Annotated in this window: 18 protein-coding genes; 8 read left to right on the top strand and 10 right to left on the bottom strand. The window is 59.5% G+C overall.

What is annotated here, in order from left to right:
• The first annotated feature begins 48 nt into the window (after positions 1-48).
• From PspCFBP13508_RS23795 to PspCFBP13508_RS23770, 6 genes are all read left to right on the top strand, one after another.
• Positions 49-681 carry a TetR family transcriptional regulator gene (locus PspCFBP13508_RS23795; protein ID WP_016771906.1) on the top strand — a complete coding sequence of 211 codons (633 nt, stop codon included), beginning with the start codon at positions 49-51 and terminating at the stop codon, positions 679-681.
• Between the two features lie 301 nt (positions 682-982).
• A complete protein-coding gene (gene ureE, locus PspCFBP13508_RS23790) occupies positions 983-1,483 on the top strand; it encodes an urease accessory protein UreE (protein WP_016771908.1) in 501 nt (166 codons plus the stop codon).
• Complete coding sequence (locus PspCFBP13508_RS23785) at positions 1,480-2,154, top strand: urease accessory protein UreF (RefSeq protein WP_137215855.1); 675 nt, start codon at positions 1,480-1,482, stop codon at positions 2,152-2,154. The genes ureE and PspCFBP13508_RS23785 overlap by 4 nt, the downstream gene beginning before the upstream one ends.
• A 24-nt stretch (positions 2,155-2,178) precedes the next feature.
• Positions 2,179-2,793, top strand: a complete 615-nt coding sequence (ureG, locus tag PspCFBP13508_RS23780) for an urease accessory protein UreG (protein WP_137215854.1) — start codon at positions 2,179-2,181, stop codon at positions 2,791-2,793.
• 27 nt (positions 2,794-2,820) lie between these two features.
• The gene (locus PspCFBP13508_RS23775) at positions 2,821-3,393 is read left to right on the top strand and encodes a HupE/UreJ family protein (protein ID WP_130910621.1); all 573 of its coding nucleotides are present in this window, start codon (positions 2,821-2,823) and stop codon (positions 3,391-3,393) included.
• Positions 3,394-3,573: 180 nt separating this feature from the next.
• The gene (locus PspCFBP13508_RS23770) at positions 3,574-4,707 is read left to right on the top strand and encodes an AGE family epimerase/isomerase (protein ID WP_137215853.1); all 1,134 of its coding nucleotides are present in this window, start codon (positions 3,574-3,576) and stop codon (positions 4,705-4,707) included.
• A 95-nt stretch (positions 4,708-4,802) separates the two neighbouring features.
• Here PspCFBP13508_RS23770 and PspCFBP13508_RS23765 read toward each other — a convergent pair whose 3' ends face one another.
• From PspCFBP13508_RS23765 to PspCFBP13508_RS23720, 9 genes are all read right to left on the bottom strand, one after another.
• Complete coding sequence (locus tag PspCFBP13508_RS23765) at positions 4,803-5,708, bottom strand: cation diffusion facilitator family transporter (protein WP_137215852.1); 906 nt, start codon at positions 5,706-5,708, stop codon at positions 4,803-4,805.
• 177 nt (positions 5,709-5,885) lie between these two features.
• Complete coding sequence (locus tag PspCFBP13508_RS23760) at positions 5,886-6,650, bottom strand: SDR family oxidoreductase (RefSeq protein WP_137215851.1); 765 nt, start codon at positions 6,648-6,650, stop codon at positions 5,886-5,888.
• A gap of 837 nt (positions 6,651-7,487) precedes the next feature.
• Positions 7,488-8,204, bottom strand: a complete 717-nt coding sequence (locus PspCFBP13508_RS23750; RefSeq protein ID WP_016771915.1) for an ABC transporter ATP-binding protein — start codon at positions 8,202-8,204, stop codon at positions 7,488-7,490.
• Positions 8,201-9,073, bottom strand: coding sequence for an ATP-binding cassette domain-containing protein (locus PspCFBP13508_RS23745; RefSeq protein WP_016771916.1), 873 nt, complete (start codon positions 9,071-9,073; stop codon positions 8,201-8,203). The genes PspCFBP13508_RS23750 and PspCFBP13508_RS23745 overlap by 4 nt, the downstream gene beginning before the upstream one ends.
• Complete coding sequence (livM, locus tag PspCFBP13508_RS23740) at positions 9,070-10,371, bottom strand: high-affinity branched-chain amino acid ABC transporter permease LivM (protein WP_024011385.1); 1,302 nt, start codon at positions 10,369-10,371, stop codon at positions 9,070-9,072. The genes PspCFBP13508_RS23745 and livM overlap by 4 nt, the downstream gene beginning before the upstream one ends.
• 3 nt (positions 10,372-10,374) lie before the next feature.
• Entirely contained in the window at positions 10,375-11,289 is a 915-nt protein-coding gene (locus PspCFBP13508_RS23735) for a branched-chain amino acid ABC transporter permease (RefSeq protein ID WP_016771918.1), read from the bottom strand.
• A gap of 245 nt (positions 11,290-11,534) precedes the next feature.
• A complete protein-coding gene (locus PspCFBP13508_RS23730) occupies positions 11,535-12,668 on the bottom strand; it encodes an ABC transporter substrate-binding protein (RefSeq protein WP_041480713.1) in 1,134 nt (377 codons plus the stop codon).
• 368 nt (positions 12,669-13,036) lie between these two features.
• The gene (locus tag PspCFBP13508_RS23725) at positions 13,037-14,320 is read right to left on the bottom strand and encodes an FAD-binding oxidoreductase (RefSeq protein ID WP_130910617.1); all 1,284 of its coding nucleotides are present in this window, start codon (positions 14,318-14,320) and stop codon (positions 13,037-13,039) included.
• Positions 14,321-14,410: 90 nt separating this feature from the next.
• Positions 14,411-15,901 (bottom strand): aldehyde dehydrogenase family protein, encoded by a 1,491-nt coding sequence (locus PspCFBP13508_RS23720; protein WP_137215850.1) that lies wholly within the window; start codon positions 15,899-15,901, stop codon positions 14,411-14,413.
• Between the two features lie 164 nt (positions 15,902-16,065).
• On the opposite strand from PspCFBP13508_RS23720, the gene PspCFBP13508_RS23715 reads away from it, so the two are divergent.
• On the top strand, positions 16,066-16,962 hold the full coding sequence (locus PspCFBP13508_RS23715) for a LysR family transcriptional regulator (RefSeq protein ID WP_039756939.1): 897 nt from the start codon (positions 16,066-16,068) through the stop codon (positions 16,960-16,962).
• Positions 16,963-17,072: 110 nt separating this feature from the next.
• Here the strand turns inward: PspCFBP13508_RS23715 and PspCFBP13508_RS23710 are convergent, their stop codons facing one another.
• Positions 17,073-17,885 (bottom strand): helix-turn-helix transcriptional regulator, encoded by an 813-nt coding sequence (locus tag PspCFBP13508_RS23710; RefSeq protein ID WP_137215932.1) that lies wholly within the window; start codon positions 17,883-17,885, stop codon positions 17,073-17,075.
• Positions 17,886-18,059: 174 nt separating this feature from the next.
• Between PspCFBP13508_RS23710 and PspCFBP13508_RS23705 the strand changes: the two genes are divergently transcribed.
• Complete coding sequence (locus PspCFBP13508_RS23705) at positions 18,060-19,466, top strand: alanine/glycine:cation symporter family protein (protein ID WP_137215849.1); 1,407 nt, start codon at positions 18,060-18,062, stop codon at positions 19,464-19,466.
• Positions 19,467-19,553 lie beyond the last annotated feature (87 nt).

Raw genomic sequence — 19,553 nt, 5'->3', positions numbered from 1 at the left:
CGATTTGCTAGAGTGCGGCGCTTGTCCTGCCGAAGAACACACCCTGCGATGCTGCCCCGCGCCGAACAGAAACAACAGACCCGCAACGCCCTGATGGACGCTGCCCGCCACCTGATGGAAAGCGGCCGAGGATTCGGCAGCCTGAGCCTGCGCGAAGTGAGCAAGACCGCCGGCATCGTGCCCACCGGTTTCTATCGTCACTTCGCCGATATGGACGAGTTGGGGCTGGTGCTGGTCAGTGAAGTCGGCCAGACCTTCCGCGAGACCATCCGCCTGGTGCGCCACAATGAATTCGTCATGGGCGGCATCATCGACGCTTCGGTGCGCATCTTCCTTGATGTGGTCAACGCCAACCGCTCGCAATTCCTGTTTCTCGCCCGCGAACAATACGGCGGCTCGCTGCCGGTACGCCAGGCGATCGGACGCCTGCGGGAGAACATCAGCGCCGACCTCGCGGCGGACCTGGCGCTGATGCCCAAGCTGCAACATCTGGATCTGGCCGGCCTCAGCGTGATGGCTGACCTGATCGTCAAATCGGTGTTCGCCACCCTCCCCGACATCATCGACCCGCCCGCCGAAGCCTTGCCGGAGCATCTGACCCCGCAGGCGAAGATCACCCAGCAACTGCGCTTCATCTTCATCGGCCTCAAGCACTGGCAAGGGCTGGGCAGTACCGAGTAATCCCCTTCTCTATCTGACACAGCGCAAAGCCCCCTGTGGGAGCGAGCCTGCTCGCGAAAGCGCTGGATCAGCTGAATACATTTGTCTGACACGGCGCATTCGCGAGCAGGCTCGCTCCCACATCGAACATCCGCCATGGCCTCGCTTTGGTGCATGACAAATCCTTCATGCACCAAAACCTTCCAGAATCGCCGCGCCTGTTGAAAGATCAGGCACGCGCCGACAGCTATTTCCTACAGATCGCCCGATTGGCGCGGCGCTTGCTCTAGCCCAATCAACGTTCATTGCTGGAAGCTTTCCGATGCTGGTGATTCATCGCAGAATCGACCCTCAACCCGTCTGGGCCGCCGAGCTGCACCTGACCTTCGAAGCGCGCAGCAAAAGCCGTTTGCGCTGTTTCAGTGCCGAAGGCGAAGACGTCGGGTTGTTTTTGGAGCGCGGCCAGCCACCGCTGTATGACGGCGAATGCCTGCAGGCCGAAGACGGCCGTGTCGTGCGCGTCTGCGCCCGTCCCGAACAACTGCTCCATGTCACCTGCGCCAATGCGTTCGAACTGACGCGCGCGGCCTATCACCTGGGCAACCGCCATGTCGCCCTGCAAGTCGGTGATGGCTGGCTGCGCCTGCTCGACGATTACGTGCTCAAGGCGATGCTCGAACAACTCGGCGCCCGGGTCGAGGCCATCGAAGCGCCGTTCCAGCCGGAACACGGCGCTTACGGCGGCGGCCATCATCACTCCCGCCACGGCGATGAAGACTTCAACTACGCGCCGAAACTCCATCAGTTCGGCGTGCGCCTGTGAATCCGGCCTGGGCGCTGCTGCGTCTGGCCAGTCCGCAACTGCCGATTGGCGGCTACAGCTATTCCCAGGGTCTGGAAATGGCGGTGGATAACGGCCGGGTCCACAACCCTGACGCCGCCCGCCGCTGGATCAGCGATCAACTGCTGCTCAATCTCGCCCGCTTCGAAGCGCCGCTGCTGTTGGCGCATTGCCAGGCCGCAGCAGATGAAAACTGGGCCGAGCTACGGCAGCTCTGCGAGAGCCACCGCGCCAGTCGCGAAACCCGTGAGCTGCATCTGGAGAGCCGGCAGATGGGCTACTCCTTGCAGCAGTTGTTGAACGGTTTGCCGGAACTCGATGCGCCCGCCCGCGACTTTCTTGACCAGACCACAGAACCGCATCTGGCCCTGTGCTGGGCGCTGGCAGCACGCGCCTGGGGCATCAGCGCGCAGGATGCTCTTGCCGCGTGGCTGTGGAGCTGGCTGGAAAACCAGCTCGCCGTATTGATGAAAACCCTGCCGCTGGGCCAGCAAGCCGCCCAGCGCCTGACCAGCGAACTGCTGCCACTGCTGCAACAGGCGCAGCACGATGCGACCCGCATAGATCCCGAACACATCGGCAGCGCCGCGTTTGGCCTGTCCCTGGCGTGCATGGCCCATGAGCGCCAGTACAGCCGCCTCTTCCGCTCTTAGGGCTGGTTATTTTTGGAGAATGAAATGGATACACAACCTCTGCGCGTCGGCATCGGCGGCCCGGTCGGTTCCGGCAAGACCGCGTTGACCCTGGCCCTGTGCCTGGCTCTGCGCGAGCGCTACAACCTCGCCGTGGTCACCAACGATATCTACACCCGCGAAGACGCTGATTTCCTGGTGCGCAACGAGGCCCTCGCGCCGGAGCGGATCATCGGCGTGGAAACCGGCGGCTGCCCGCACACGGCGATCCGCGAAGACGCCTCGATCAACCTTGAAGCGGTCGATCAACTGAACCGGCGCTTTCCCGGGCTGGATCTGATTCTGGTGGAGTCCGGCGGCGACAACCTTTCGGCGACCTTCAGCCCGGAGCTGTCCGACCTGACCATCTACGTGATCGACGTTTCCGCCGGCGACAAGTTGCCACGCAAGGGCGGCCCGGGGATCTGCAAGTCCGACCTGCTGGTGATCAACAAGATCGACCTCGCGCCACTGGTGGGCGCTTCGCTGGGAATGATGGACAGCGACACCAAACGCATGCGCAACGGCAAGCCGTTCGTGTTCAGCAACCAGAAAACCGGTCAGGGCCTCGAAGAAATCATCGCCTTCATCGAACGCCAGGGCCTGCTGACCGCCGCCTGACTCACTTATCAACAAGGAAGCTTATCCATGACACTCAAACGCATTCTTGGCGCTCTGGCGTTGCTGCTGACACCGGCACTGGCCTTCGCTCACCCGGGGCATGGCGACAGCGGCCTCATCGCCGGCATCAGCCATCCGATCGGCGGCCTCGATCACTTGCTGGCAATGCTCGCCGTCGGTTTGTGGGCGGCGCAGCAACAAGGCGCGGCGCGCTGGGCGCTGCCGTGCACATTCGTCGGCACCATGCTGCTGGGCGGCCTGTTCGGTTTTGAAGGGCTGGAGTTGCCGGCGCTGGAAAGCGGGATTGCTGCTTCGGTATTGGCGCTGGGCCTGGCCGTGGCACTGGCGGTACGTCCGCCGCTGGTGATGGCGGTGGCAGCGACGGCGCTGTTTGCGCTGTTCCATGGCGTGGCGCATGGGCTGGAGCTGCCGGAAATGAGCAGCCCGTGGGCGTATGCGGCCGGGTTCGTCGCGGCGACAGCGGTGTTGCATGCGCTCGGCTATGGCGTGGTGCGGGTTCTTCCGCAGGCAGCGGCACCGCTGGTGCGGTTGGCGGGTGCGGCTTCGGCGGCGACTGGGGTGTGGTTGCTCGCAGGCTGATTTTTTATTGCCTGAACCGGCCTCTTCGCGAGCAGGCTCGCTCCCACAGGTTTTTTGTTCGCTGCAAATCCACTGTGGGAGTGAGCCTGCTCGCGAAGACGGCCTGACAGACACCGCCTCTCTCAAGCAGTGCTCTCTGCTACCATGTCGCGCAATCGCCCCAGCCCGTGACGCCCGCCCATGCCCCACGCTTCCCGCTCCACCGCCCTGCCCGAATTGACCGCCCTGTTTGGCCAGGTGCAGCAGCACTTCCTCGACGTGATCGTGCCGCTGTGGCAAGGCCCGGGCTGGAATGCCGACATGGCGCTGCCGTACGAGGCGCTGGACGGCGCGCATCAACCGCTGCCAGCGCAACGCTATCGGGCGATGGCCTGCGCACGGCAGCTGTATCTGTTCTCCAGCCTGATCGGGGTTGTGGATAACGCCGAAGTCCGCGCCGCCGCGTTGTTCCGTTCCCTGCAACGGCATTTCCATGATGCCGAGCACGGCGGCTGGTTCTACAGCATCGACGCCCAGGGCAAGCCGCTGGACCAGCGCAAGGATCTCTACACCCACGCCTTCATCCTGTTCGCCTGCGCGCATTACTGGGACAAGTCGCGGGATTCGCTGGCCGAGTCGACACTCAACGCCGCGCTGGAAATCATCGGCCGCCGATTCGCCACCGGCGACGGTTTGTACGAAGCCTGCCTTGAGCGGGACTGGAACACTCTGCAAACCGGCCCACTGCAAAATCCCCTGATGCACTTGGCCGAAGCCTTTCTGGCCACTTTGGGAGTGCGCGAAGACTCGCAAACGCAGAAAGACTTGCTTGAGTTATGCACAGCCATGCACAAGCAATTCGTCGATCCGCAATATGGCGTGTTGATGGAGAAGCCGCTGGGTGCTGTGGATAACTGGTACGAGCCGGGGCACCAGTTCGAATGGTATTTCCTGCTCGAATCGTCGGCGCTGTTGCGCGACTCGAAACTGCACCGGGCGCTGGATCGGGCGTTTGCCTTCACCGAGCAGTACGGCGTGCTGGAGTCCTGCGGCGCGGTACGGGCGATGCTTGATCTGGAAAGCAATGGCCGGCCGAGGGATTCGACCCAGCGGATCTGGGCTCAAGCCGAATACCTGCGCGCGCTGACCTTGCGCGCGGACAGCGAAGCGGTGGTGCTGCGCCAGTTGCAGGCGTTGCAGCAGCGGTTTCTGCATGCCGGCGGTTGGCATGAGTGTCGCGATGAGAATGGAGAGGTCAGCCGCAAGGACATGCCTTCGACCACGCCTTATCATTTGGCGACTTGCTATCACGGTTTGGCTGAATATCTTCGCTGACCGAACAATTGCTTTCGCGAGCAGGCTCGCTCCCACAGTTTGAAATGCATTCCCCTGTGGGAGCGAGCCTGCTCGCGAATGCCGTTACGCGGTCATCAGGCAATCCACTTCTTGTCCCCGGTGAAGCTGATCGTCAGCCACCTCGCCGCATCCGGTTCACCCAGCTGCGCCGATATCTCCTCGCGTAAAGCATCCAGTTGCGCGACATCGCGCAGCGGATAATCCGCCGGCAACACCACATGAATTTCGATGAACCGCGCCCGACCGTGCTTTTGCACGTAGGACACGTAATCGTCGAAACCATGCTCGACCTTCGCCACCTCCATGACCTGCCTGACCTGGTCATCCAGCGTGTCCGGGGCGATACCCAGCACATCACGCAACGCCGGGCCGAGGATCTTGAATGCCGGGGGCAGCATGGTCAGCGCCAGCACGATGAGGATCAGCGGGTCGACATACACCGCCCACTCGCCATAGCCCTGGGACTTGAGCAGCAGCGCGGCGAGGAAACTGATCAACAGGCCCACCGAGAGCATCGCGTCGACCAGCCAGCTGATGTTGTCGAACTGGATCAGGCTGGATTTGAGCGTGCGATTACGCCGGCGCACGTAGAAGAAGTAGGCGAACTCGACAACGGTAAACACCGCCGCATAGACGATCACCAGACCCAACTCGATATCGCGGCCACCATTGATGATGCCGAACACGCCGTTGAGAAAAGCGTAGATGGCGATCAACAGCAGGAAGCTGCCCTCGATCAGCAACACCATCGGCTCCAGATGCCAGAAGCCGAACTGGAAACGCTGATTGCTTTGCTTGGCAATCAGCCGGGCAGTGATCAGCATCAGGATTTTGATGAACGTCGCGATCAGCGAAAAAAAGCCATCGAACAGGATGGATTGCGAACCTGAAACAAAACCGGTGACGATCCCGGCAATCGACACCGCCAGCATCAACAGCGTCGATTGTTTGAGCAGTGCCTGCTCACCTCGGTTACTCACTTGAACTCCTCATGAAACCTTGCACACCGCCGAATGCAGTGGGCTGGTTGAGTGCGGAGTTTAGCTTATCGTCCTGTTTTGCCTGTGCCGGCCTTTTCGCGAGCAGGCTCGCTCCCACAGTTTGAAATGCATTCTCCTGTGGGAGCGAGCCTGCTCGCGAATGGCCTCAGCGCGGTATCAAGCCTTGTTACGCTCGATGGCAAACCCGGCCCAGGTCTGGCTCACCGGCATCAGCTCCAGGCTGTTGATGTTGATGTGCGCCGGGGTGTTCATGACCCAGAAAATCGTCTCGGCGATGTCCTGTGGCTGGATCGGCTCGGCGCCAGCGTAAGTGGCGTTGTAGCGCTCCTGATCACCGGCGAAACGCACCAGCGAGAACTCGCTTTCACACAGGCCGGGTTCGATGTTGCTGACCCGCACGCCCGTGCCTTGCAAGTCGCAACGCAGGTTCAGCGAGAACTGTTTGACGAAGGCTTTGGTCGCGCCATACACGTGGCTGCCGGGGTACGGATAGTTGCCGGCGATGGAACCGAGGTTGATGATACCGGCGCCGCGGCCGTGGGCGATCAGCCGTGGCAATAGCAGGCGGGTGGCGTACATCAGGCCTTTGACGTTGGTGTCGACCATGGTGTCCCAGTCATCCAGGTCACACTTGGGCGCCGGGTCGACGCCGAGCGCCAGGCCGGCGTTGTTGATCAGGCCACGAAGTTTGGCGAACGACGGCGGCAGGTTGGCAATCGCCTCCTCCATCGCCTTGCGATCGCGCACATCGAGAACCAGACCGTGCACTTCGGTCTGCTTCGACAGTTCGGCGCAGAGGGCATTGAGGCGTTCTTCACGACGGCCGGTCAGTACCAGTTTCCAGCCAGCCTCGGCAAAACGCCGGGCACAGGCTTCACCAAAACCGGACGTAGCGCCGGTGATAAACAGGGTGTCGGACATCGTGTTCTCCTTGCTTCGGCCGCCACGGCAGCCCTTGGAATAGAAAATCAGCAGGCAGCATGCCCGCCCTCGCTGATACGGGCAACACCTGCCAGCTGTACAAAAATCAACCAGACCTGCCAAGACCATAGCCAGCGTGGCCTGTAGCCATGTGCACGCATGTTATCCACAGTCTGCTCCACAGTTTCCGGGGGCAAGTGCAAACGCGCAAAGCCGCGCCACACAAGGCTTTGCGGGCGAAATGGAAAGTTTTTCGCTTGACCGTGAGGCGGGGGATGTGCGGGACAGGGCATTTTGCACGACGGACGGTACAACCGGGTGATTGCGCGAGGCCAGCAACTACGGCGCTCCGCGAGGTCTTTCCAGAGTTTAGTCACAGACTTATCCACAGGCTTGCGCACACGGAATTGCCAAGTCTCTACGCCCCAGAAAAAGGTTGACAACGACGCCGCTCGCTTCAGCAAAAATGCCTGATCAAAAAATAAGCACATCCCTGCAAGCCACGTTTTATAAGACTTGCAGCCAGATACACCCACGTTATTCACAGCCAGCTCCACAGTAACCGGGGACAACTCAAAACTGTGGAAAAACAGCCATTTGCAGCGTCTATATGTCGCGCTTTGGCAGCTTGGGGAATTTGTTTTCCACAATTCTGAATTCCGCTTGATGTCATGCCTTGATTCCATGTAGGAGCTGCCGAAGGCTGCGATCTTTTGATTGTTTTTCAAGATCAAAAGATCGCAGCCTTCGGCAGCTCCTACACAGACATATGGCGAGTTTGAAGGATAAAAAAGCCCCGGGACTCTCGTCGCCGGGGCTGTGTACAACCGTGAGAAATCAGTGCCCGCCCAGATAGGCGTTACGCACCTCCTCATTCACCAACAGTTCTTTACCGGTGCCGGTGAGGCGAATCTCACCGTTAACCATCACATACGCCCGGTCCGACAGCTTCAGCGCATGGTTGGCGTTCTGCTCGACGAGGAAAATCGTCATCCCGGTTTTCGCCAGCTCGCGCAGCGTGGCGAAAATCTGCTTCACCACTATCGGCGCCAGACCCAGGCTCGGTTCATCCAGCAGCAACAGCTTCGGCCGGCTCATCAGCGCACGGGCGATGGCAAGCATCTGCTGTTCACCGCCGGACATGGTCATCGCCCGCTGATTGCGTCGCTCCTCAAGCCGTGGGAACAGCTCGAACATGCGCTGCATGTCCTCTTTGGCGTACTTGTCGCCAATCGGGATGGTGCCCATCAGCAGGTTTTCCTCGACGGTCATGTCGGGGAAAACCCGCCGCCCTTCCGGTGACTGCGCGATGCCGTTGGAGGCGATGTAGTGCGAGGACTTCTGCGTGATGTCGACGCCCTGATAGAGAATCTGCCCACCCGCCGCTCTCGGCTGGCCGAAGATCGACATCAGCAAGGTCGACTTGCCGGCGCCGTTGGAGCCGATCAGGCTGACGGTCTCGCCTTCGTTGATCTGCAAAGAAACGCCTTTGAGCGCCTGGATCGGGCCGTAGAACACGTCCAGATTGCGCAGTTCGAGGATCGGTTGGCTCATACCAGCTCCTCTTCGTCGGCGCCCAGGTAGGCTGCGATCACTTTCGGATCGTTGCGGATCGCTTCCGGCCCGCCTTCGGCGATGACGATGCCGTGGTCGAGAACCACGATGTGATCGGAAATGCTCATGACCATGCCCATGTCGTGTTCAATCAGCACCACGGTCAGATCGTGCTCGTCGCGCAGCAGCCGGATCATCGCGCTGAGCGCTTCGGTTTCCTGAGGGTTGAGGCCGGCGGCCGGTTCGTCGAGGCAGATGATCTGCGGGCGGGTGCACATGGCCCGAGCGATCTCCAGACGACGTTGCTGGCCGTACGAGAGTTCACCGGCGAGACGGTTGGCGCAGTCGACCAGATCGACCACTTCCAGCCAGTAGAACGCGACATCCAACGCATCGCTCTCGGCCTTGCGATAGCCCTTGGTGTTGAGGATGCCGGCGAGCATGTTGCGGTTGACCCACATGTGCTGCGCGACCAGCAGGTTTTCCAGCACCGACATTTCCTTGAACAGGCGAATGTTCTGGAACGTACGGGCGAGACCTGCACGGTTCACCAGGTGAGTACCGCCGAACATTTTGTAGTACATGCGGCTGAGGAAGGATTTCGGCGAAACGAAATCGGTCGGTTTGAACGACTCGCCCAGCAACTGGATGACGTTGGTCTGCTGGCCGCGCACATTGAGTTCGATCTTGCCGCCCGTGGCCTTGTAGAAACCGGTCAGGCAGTTGAACACCGTGGTCTTGCCGGCGCCGTTAGGGCCGATCAGGGCGAAGATCGAATTGCGTTTGACCTTCAGGCTGACATCGCTCAACGCCTTGATGCCACCGAAATGCATCATCAGTTTTTCAACAGAGAGTACGACTTCACTCATGGCGCAGTCCTCTCGTAGTGAATGGCACCTTTGCGTGGTTTGACCCCGGTGCGGCTGATGCGGATCAGCCCGCGTGGTCGCCAGATCATCATCAACACCATCAGGATGCCGAACAGCAGCACGCGGTATTCAGCGAAGCCGCGCAGCAGTTCCGGAGCAACGGTGAGCACGAATGCGGCGATGACCACGCCGATGGTCGAACCCATGCCGCCGAGCACGACGATGGCGAGGATCAGCGCCGATTCGAAGAAGGTAAACGAGGTCGGGTTGACGAAGCCTTGATAGGTGGCGAAGAACACCCCGGCCAGACCCGCCGTCGACGCACCGATGGTGAACGCCGAGAGTTTGACCAGCACATGGTTGAGGCCCATCGAGCGGCAGGCGATTTCATCTTCACGCAGGGCTTCCCAGGCGCGACCCACCGGCATCTTCACCAGCCGATGCTTGACGTACAGCACCGCCAGCACCACCAGGAACAGCACTGCATAGATGAAGTAATACTTCACGTCGGGGTTGTAGGTCAGACCGAAGAACTCATGAAACGGCACCCCGCCATCCTTCGCCCGCTTGCCGAACTCCAGGCCGAAGAACGTCGGCAGTGGCGCCGGCATGCCGTTCGGGCCGCCAGTCAGCGACAGCCAGTTGTTCAGCACCAGACGGATGATTTCGCCGAAGCCCAGGGTCACGATCGCCAGATAGTCACCGTGCAGACGCAGCACCGGGAAACCGAGAATGCAACCGGCCAGGCCTGCGGTGATCGCCGCCAGCGGCAGCACGGTCCAGAAGCCCAGACCGAGATACTGGTAACCCAGCGCCAGACCGTAGGCACCGATGGCGTAGAACGCCACGTAACCAAGGTCGAGCAGCCCGGCCAGACCGACCACGATGTTCAGCCCCAGCCCCAGCAGCACGTAGATCAAACCGAGGATGACCACGCCGAGCAGGTAGGAGTTGGAAACAAACGGCACGATGATCGCCAGCACAATGATCAGCGGAATGATCCAGCGCAGCCGCGATTTGTAATCTGCAGGAAGCACGTGCACGCCGGAACCGGTGCTCTCGAACCCGTCGAGGATCTTCAGGCCCTTGGGTGTTTGCAGGAACAGGCTGAGGGCAAAGCGACCGGCCATGACGATGGCAATGATCCACGCCACGCGGGTCGCTTCGAGGTTGAAGCTGTAGCCGTCGAGGACCACGCCGACAATCGGCCCGAACACGATCAGCGCAATCAGGCCGGCAAGAATCGCCTCGACCAGACTTTTTTTGATATCGATGGATTTTTCAGTGGTTGCAGACATCGCTTACACCTTCGACACAAGAGGACGGCCCAACAGGCCCTGCGGCCGGAAGACCAGTACGAGGACGAGCAGCGAGAAACTGAACACGTCTTTGTAGTCGGAGTTGACCAGACCGGAGAACAGCGACTCGGAGATGCCGAGGATGATCCCGCCGAGCATAGCGCCGGGCAGTGAACCGATGCCGCCCAGAACCGCTGCGGTGAACGCCTTGATGCCGATGATGAAGCCGGCATAGAAGTCGAACGTGCCGTAGTTCATGGTGATCAGCACACCGGCCAGTGCGGCCATGGCTGCACCGATGATGAACACATAGGAAATCACCCGGTCGGTGTTGATTCCCAGGATCGAGGCCATCTTGCGGTCTTGCTGGGTCGCACGGCACATGCGGCCGAGCTTGGTGTATTTGATGACGTAGGTCAGCAGCCCCATGCCGACGAACGCGGCGATCAGGATGAAGACTTTGGTGTAGGTCAGTTGTACGAAGCCGGTGCCGACTTCAACACGCCAGGCCCCGGTCAGCAGCGTAGGCACGCCCTGTTGTTTGGCACCCTGAGCGATCTGTGCGTAGTTCTGCAGAATCAGCGAAATACCGATAGCGCTGATCAGCGGCGCCAGGCGGGTCGAGTTACGCAGGGGTTTGTAGGCAACACGCTCGATGACCCAGCCATACACCGCCGTGACGACGATGGTGAAGATCAGCGTGCCGAGCATCAGCAGCGGGAAGGATTCGATACCGAAGTAAGCCAGCAGAGCCAGACTGATTGCCGCCAGGTAAGCGGAAATCATGTAAACCTCGCCGTGGGCGAAGTTGATCATGCCGATGATGCCGTAGACCATTGTGTAGCCGATGGCGATCAGGCCATAGACCGACCCGAGGGTCAGGCCATTGACCAGTTGCTGCAGGAAAATACCATCCATAACGCAATCTCACGCAGTGAGAACCTGCGCGCCCATGACGCGCGGTTCTTCTAGGAAAAATACAGATGTACGTCGGAGCAATGTCGGAGCGTGATCAGCCCTGACCACACGGAACCCCTTTGTGGGAGCGAGCCTGCTCGCGAAAGCGGTTGCACATTCAACGCAGAGGTTGTTTGTCAGTGCGTCTTCGCGAGCAGGCTCGCTCCCACAGGGGATCGGTAGTGATCAGATGATCGCTTCAGCCCTTACTTCTGCTTTTCCAGCTGGTGGTATTTGCCGTCCTTGTCCCACTGGTAAACCACGTAGTCGGAGACTTTCAGGTCGCCTTTGGCGTCCCAGGTCTTCTCGCCCATCACGGTTTTCACCGGGTTGGCCTTCAGCCACTTGGCAGCGGCTTCGCCGTCGTTTTTCTTCGCGCCGTTGAACGCTGCCGCCAGGGTCTGAACCGAGGCGTAGGCGTACAGGGTATAGCCCTCAGGCTCGGTACCGGCCTTGCGGAACGCGTCCACTACGGTCTTGCTTTCAGGCAACAGGCGCGGGTCGGCGCCGAAAGTCATCAGCACGCCGTCAGTGAATTGTGGGCCGCCAGCGGTGGTCACCAGCTCGTCGGTCACGATGCCGTCGTCGGACATGAACTTGACGTCTTTCAGGCCTTGTTCACGCAGCTGGCGAACCAGTGGACCGGCTTCCGGATGCAGGCCACCGAAGTAGACGACATCGGCACCGGCGCCACGGATCTTGGTGACGATGGTGCTGAAGTCTTTCTCGCCACGGGTCAGGCCTTCGTACAGCACAGGCTTGACGCCGCGTTTTTCCAGCTGAGCCTTGGTGGCGTCCGCCAGGCCTTGGCCGTAGGTGTCCTTGTCGTGCAGCACGACGACTTTCTTGCCCTTGAGCATGTCGACGATGTAGTCGCCGGCAACGATGCCTTGCTGGTCGTCACGTCCGCACATACGGAACATGGCGCTGAGGCCACGCTCGGTAACTTGCGGGTTGGTCGAGCCAGGGGTGATCGCGATGATCCCGGCTTCGTCGTAGATTTCCGAGGCTGGAATAGTCGACGAGGAGCAGAAGTGCCCGACCACGCCGGCGACTTTCTGGTTGGTGAGGTCCTTGGCGACCGTCACTGCCTGCTTCGGTTCGCAGGCGTCATCGCCTTTGACCAGGACGATTTTTTCCCCATTCACGCCGCCCGCCGCGTTGACCGCATCGGCCGCCGCCTGTGCACCCTTCATGTACTGCTCGCCGAATGCCGCGTTGGCACCGGTCATAGGACCCGCTACACCGATCTTGATATCAGCTTGAGCAAACGCAGAAACACCCAGCGCAGTAGCGACTGCGAGGGCCAGAAAGCCTTTCTTGTAAAACGTCTGGGACATGAGGTGGTGCTCCAAGGTTTTTTTTAGTTGGCACTGCGACTTCACTTCACTCAAAGCTCAGAGCAAGGCCCGTGCCATCGGTTTTTTATTCTTCAAAAAGTCGCTGCGTTGTTGTTATTTCGACTGTTTCGGTCCCATTTTCATTGGGCGTGCAACCGTCTAAACCGCGGAAGGTGAAACCATTTGTTTTTTCAGGCGCAACCCGCACGCGCCATCATTGCAACCGCAGCGGCAAACGACGTGCAACCAGCCTGTAACAGCCCGCGTCACCGAACTGCACACTGCTGGTGCGGGACTGCTACAACCCGCACCATTACAGGCTAGTCGCTGGATGCAAAAGCGCCGCTTGCGGCAACAATTTTCAACACTCAAATGACGATGCGCAGGCACTGGCCCGCGTGATACAGAGAAAACCCGGCCTCGTACAGGCAACTGCGCAAGCCCGCACCGGCCAGGGGCTGCATCGGTGCGAAGGGAATCGGCAGTGCCTGCGGATCGCCGTTGCACAGGTAATCGGCAAAAGCTTTGCCGACCACCGTGCCGGTGGTGACGCCGCGACCGTTATAACCGGTGACGGCCACCAGCCCCGGCGCCGGTTCGAACAGACGCATCAGGTGATCAGGGGTAAACGCAATGCGCCCGGTCCAGGTGCATTCCCATTCGACCGGCTTCAGGTTGGGGAAGTAATGCTGCTGCACCCGATCAGCCCAGGCCTTGAGAAACCAGGTCGGTTTCTGGTTGCCATTGCCGAGGCTGCCGAGCAACAGCCGTCCGTCCTTGTCACGGCGGATGCTGCTCAATACCTGACGGGTATCCCACGAGCCCTGCCCGCCGGGAAGAATTTCCTGCGCGGCGTCTTCGCTGAGCGGCACCGAGGCGACCTGGTAGTAATAACCGGGAAAGAAATTGCGCTTGAGTTCGGTCCAGTCGCCTTCGGTGTAAGCATTGGAGGCGATGACCACTTGTTCGGCGAGTACCGAGCCCTGGGCGGTTTGCACCGACCAGTTCTGCCCGATGCGCTCGAGGCGGGTCACCGGCGAATGATCGAACATCTGCCCGCCGAGCCCGCGCACGGCATTCGCCAGCCCGGTGACATAGGCCATAGGATTGAGCGTGCCGGCACGGCGATCAAGCAACGCGGCGGCGATTTTCTGCGTACCGGTGGCTTGCTCGCAAGCCTTGCCGGTGAGCAGTTCGACCGGTGCGCCACGGCGCTTCCACTGCTGTTCGCGACTGCGCAGGTCCGCCTCGCCCTTGGCGTTGTGCGCCATGTGCAAAGTGCCTTCGCGGCGCAACTGGCAATCGATGTTGTATTTATCCACAAGGCTGAACACCAGCGCCGGCGCCGCACCGAGCATGCGGTTGAGCTGACTGCCGACCGCCTCGCCGAAACCGGCTTCGATCTCGTCCGGAGGAATCCACATGCCGGCGTTGACCAGCCCGACGTTGCGCCCGGAGCCACCATGCCCTGCGCGATGAGCCTCCAGCACGCAGACGCTTTTGCCTTTTTCCAGCAGATGCAGCGCCGCCGACAACCCGGTGAACCCGGCGCCGATCACGCAGACATCGACCTTGACCTCGCCGCTGAGCGCCGCGTTATCCGGGCGTTGTGGCGTGAGCGTTTCCCACAGACATTCTTCGCGTAACGGCATTGCCAAGCTCCTGTCGGAGCAGCCGCAAGCCACAAGCTACAAGCTGCAAGCCGGTCTGCTTGACGCTTGTAGCTTGAAGCTTGTAGCTGCTTAATCGAATGTAATGCCCTGCGCCAACGGCAATTCCAGCGAGTAGTTGACGGTGTTGGTCTGCCGGCGCATGTACGCGCGCCAGGCATCGGAGCCGGATTCACGACCGCCGCCGGTCTCTTTCTCGCCACCAAAGGCACCGCCGATTTCCGCGCCGCTCGGGCCGATGTTGACGTTGGCGATGCCGCAGTCGCTGCCGACCGCCGACATGAACCGCTCGGCCTCACGCACGTCGGTGGTGAAGATGCACGATGACAGGCCTTGCGGCACGGCATTGTTCAGGCGCAGCGCTTCCTCGAAATCGCTGTAGCCGACCACGTAGAGAATCGGCGCAAAGGTTTCGCTGCAGACCACGTCGCTCTGCTCGGGCATTTCCACGATGGCCGGCGACACGTAGTAGGCGTTGGGGAACTGCTCTTCCAGTTGGCGCTTGCCACCGAACACCCGGCCGCCTTCGCTCAGTGCCTGTTCCAGCGCATCCTGCATGTTTTCGAAGCTGTGTTTGTCGATCAGCGGGCCGACCAGATTGCCTTGCAGCGGATGGCCGATGCGTACTTTCGAATAGGCAGCCTTGAGGCGGGTGACGATTTCTTCCTTCACCGATTCATGGGCGATCAGACGGCGCAAAGTCGTGCAGCGTTGCCCGGCGGTACCGACGGCGCTGAACAGAATCGCGCGCACGGCCATGTCCAGATCGGCGCTCGGGCCGAGGATCATCGCGTTGTTGCCGCCGAGCTCGAGAATGCTGCGGGCGAAACGCGCGGCGACTTTCGGCGCCACTTCGCGGCCCATGCGCGTGCTGCCGGTGGCGCTGATCAGCGCAACACGCGGATCATCGACCAGCGCTTCGCCGGCATCACGACCGCCGATCACAACCTGGCACAGACTCGCCGGAGCATCGCTGAAATTCTTCACTACGCGATCGAACAGTGCCTGACAGGCCAGCGCGGTCAGCGGGGTTTTCTCTGATGGCTTCCACACCACAGGGTTGCCGCAGACCAGCGCCAGGGTGGTGTTCCACGCCCACACTGCGACCGGAAAGTTGAATGCGCTGATGACGCCGACCACGCCAAGCGGATGCCAGGTTTCGCGCATGTGGTGGCCCGGGCGCTCGGAGGCGATGGTCAGACCGTACAACTGGCGCGACAGGCCAACGGCGAAGTCGCAGATGTCGATCATCTCCTGCACTTCACCCAGACCTTCCTGTGTGATCTTGCCGGCCTCCCACGATACCAGCTCGCCAAGGTCGGCCTTGGACTCGCGCAACACTTCGCCGAACTGGCGCACCAGCTCACCGCGACGCGGCGCCGGCACCTTGCGCCAGTGCTCGAATGCATGATCTGCACGACTGATGTGCTGCTCGACTTCGGCAGCGCCTTCCCAGTTCACCGAGGCAATTTCGCTGCCATCGATGGGCGAATGCACCGGCACTTTGCCGTTCTGGTACAGGGCCGGGTTGACTCCCAGACGATCAAGCAATGCGGCAACCATGGGTCTCTCCTCAAGCAAAAACAGAATGTGTGCAGCCATTCATTTCATGGCCGGGCAGGCCTTTATTTGTAGCCTCACTGCGGCGATGCAACAAACGACCTTTACGCCAGATATCATTCCGTTTATTCATGCTGCCTAGAGAAAGACAAGAAAAAGGACTGGCCATGCTGAACAAACGCCACTTGCCCTCTATCACCGCGCTGCAATGCTTCGAGGCGGTGACCCGACACCTGAGTTTCACCCGCGCTGCCGAAGAGCTGAACCTGACCCAGAGTGCGGTGAGCAAACAAGTCGCACAGCTTGAAGAGCTGTTGCAGCACTTGCTGTTCCGCCGCGTGCGTCGGCGTTTGCAGATGACGCCGGCCGGGGATTTGTATCTGGTCGAGGTCAGAAAAATCCTCAGTCAGGTGGAGATGTCGACGCATTACCTGCGTTCCTACGGCGGCGAGACCGAAGTCCTGCGCGTCTCCACCCCTTCGACCTTCGGCGCCCGCTGGCTGGTGCCGCGCCTGAAAGGCTGGCGCCTGCGCCATCCGTCGATTCATCTGGATCTGTGCAACGAGCAGGAGGCCGACGATCTGTTGCAGGGGCGCAGCGATCTGGCTTTCTATTTCGGCCAGGCTTCGCGTCCGGGCACCGAGTGCCTGAAATTGTTCGGCGAACAACTGGTGCCGGTCTGCGCCCCGGGGAGCCTGCCGGACGCGCCATTCACTGACCCGACGCAACTCACTGATCTGGTGCTGCTGCAAAATGCCTCGCGACCGCAGGCCTGGCACGACTGGTTCGACAGTCAGGGCTACCACACCGAACACAGCTACCATGGGCCGCGTTTCGAAACCTTTTACATGTGCATCCGCGCCGCCCAGGTCGGTTGTGGCGTGGCCCTGCTGCCACGGTTTCTGGTTGAAGAGGAATTGGCCGAGGGCAAACTGGTCATACCCTGGCAGCATGCGATGCCCAGCAGCGATGCCTATTACCTGGCCTACCCGGAGCACGCGGCGGAAGTGCCGAAGGTGCGAGATTTTGTGAAATGGATGCTGGAGCAGATCGACAGCCCCTGACAAAACCTCTTGTAGGAGCTGTCGAGTGCAACGAGGCTGCGATCTTTTGATCCTGAAAAACAACATCAACAGATCGCAGCCCCCGCTCCATTCAAAGTTTTACAGGTAGGTCATCCAGCGATAACGAACAGGCCCTCGACAACCCGGGATTGGGCCAGGCGCGCGCGCAGATCATCATCAATGGCGCAATCATCAGGCAGGTATAACCGAACGCGGCGATACGCGTCGATGGGATTGATTTCCTGTCCCAGATACTCCCACACGACCCTGGAGCATGCGGGAGCGCGATGATCCGCAGCGGAAACACCCATCTTCAACCCATTGAGCCGCGTAATGCAGCTTTTGAAGCTTGGAATAAGTATGGTCTGGCTGATTTCGTTGGAGGTCAGCGATTCATAATCGATAAAAAACAAGCGATCCCGAAGGTGATAGGCAATACCCAGATATTGATACCGTTCAAAGTCCTCTGCAGCTTCAGAAATCTGCAAGCGCTCGTTTCGCTCATATACGATTTCATCGCCTTCGGCCCGCACATGGACCAGCGAGCACAGAATGGAGCCGGGTTCGGTCATCGCATGGTAGTACTCGTAGTAATAACCGGTATGCGCCTTTAATTCCGGTGAAGACTGGCGGCGCAGATGTTCGTGCATTATTTGTGAAGCGGCCCTTCCCACTAAAGAGTGACCCTTGTCAGCCTTCAGGCCTATCAGGATCGTGAATTGTTCTGTAGGCAAAATGATTTCGTTCTCATCGACACCAAAAAAATCACAGATGCGCTTGAGATTAAAAGGTGTAGGGAAACTTTTCCCACATAGATACTTATTGAATTGCCCACGATTGATGCGAAGTTTCCTACAAACCTCCGCGACAGATCTGTAATGACTACATAGCAGCTTTAAGTTAGCAGGAAAAAAATCACACATACCACAACCCAACACAGGTGAGAAAGGCGCAACCATAGCAGCAACTCGCATCACATTTGAGCAACTTGCGAAATTGCACCGAAGCAAATATGGCGGGATATTACGACGCCTGAATGACTTCAGGCCTGAATACACCCTTGATTTACCAGCACTCTTAATAGCAAGGAGCTTTGAATGCTAGATGTCATCAACGATTTTCTTTCGAGCAGGGTATTAATACCTTTTGTTCTTGGGCTAGGGGGTTATTTCACGATCCGATCAGGATTTGTTCAACTGCGATACTTCCCCCATATGTTCGGCGTTTTACTCGGTAGCTGGCGCGCAGGCGGCAACCATTTGAGTTCGCTCCAGGCGCTGACGCTCAGCCTCGCCGGGCGCGTGGGTACCGGAAATATCGTCGGGGTCGGAATTGCGGTGAGTATGGGTGGGCCCGGCGCGGTGTTCTGGATGTGGATGACCGCACTTCTGGGTATGTCGAGCAGCTTCTTCGAATGTACGCTGGGCCAGCTCTATAAACGCAGCGATGGCAATGGTCTCTATAGAGGCGGCCCGTCCTGGTACATTCAGCATGGCCTGAACCAGCGCTGGCTCGGGCTGATCGTAGCCATACTGATGCTGGTGACATTCGGATTTGCCATTAATGGTCTCGAATCCCATGCGGTATCACACTCTTTGAAAGAAGCGTTTGATTTGCCGCCCCTGTGGTCGGGACTCGCGCTTTCATTGATGCTGGGCATCGTATTCATCGGCGGTATAACGCGGATTGCCGCAGTAGCCGACCTACTGGTCCCTCTAAAGGTTCTTGCCTACATCGGCGTGACGGCGTACGTGCTGGTTCTGCAGTTTGAACAAGTACCGATAATGCTGATGACCATTATCAGAAGCGCCTTCGGTCTGGATCAGGCGTTCGGCGGTCTGCTCGGCAGCGCCATCATCATGGGAGTCAGACGTGGAGTATTCTCCAACGAAGCAGGGCTGGGCAGCGCCCCCAGTGTTGCTTCAGTGGCGAAGGTCAGCCATCCGGTTGCACAAGGTATTGTTCAGGCATTGAGCGTTTTCATCGATACGTTCGTGGTCTGCACCTGCACCGCACTGATGATCCTGTTATCCGGCTTTTACACTCCGGGATTTGAAGGCGACGCAATTGCCCTGGCACAAAACTCGCTGGCAGCGGTTGTAGGGGAGTGGGGAAGAATGTTCATAAGCATGGCGTTAGCATTATTTGTATTTACGGCAATGCTCTACAACTACTACCTCGGAGAAAACAGCTTGCGGTTCATGTTTGGTGAACCTGCAAAAACGCTGATCATCTATCGACTCATGGTTTTGGTAATGGTGTTCTGGGGTGCCAGCGAAGATCTCTCCACAGTTCTGGCGTTTGCCGATATAACCATGACCTTACTGGCGCTGGTAAACCTGATGGCGATGGCTCTCCTGTTCAAGATATGCCTGCGTGTCCTGCATGATTATGAAGTTCAACGTCGCAGTGGAATCAAGACACCCGTTTTTGATTCAAAACTTTTTCTCGATTTAGACCTCGATCCAATTGCATGGCCACCGGTGCCAACACATATCGAATAACGAAACGTAGCAATCCGACTCTCCACTCGAGAGTCGGTGGGCAGCCCATCCAGGCCAACTCAGTGCGATAGCGTGATTAGTTCAAAT

Origin of the sequence: Pseudomonas sp. CFBP13508, assembly GCF_005233515.1 — a bacterium.
Lineage (GTDB): Bacteria > Pseudomonadota > Gammaproteobacteria > Pseudomonadales > Pseudomonadaceae > Aquipseudomonas > Aquipseudomonas mercuritolerans.
Note: the sequence above shows the minus strand (reverse complement) of the source record. Positions and strands in the feature narration are given on the sequence as shown.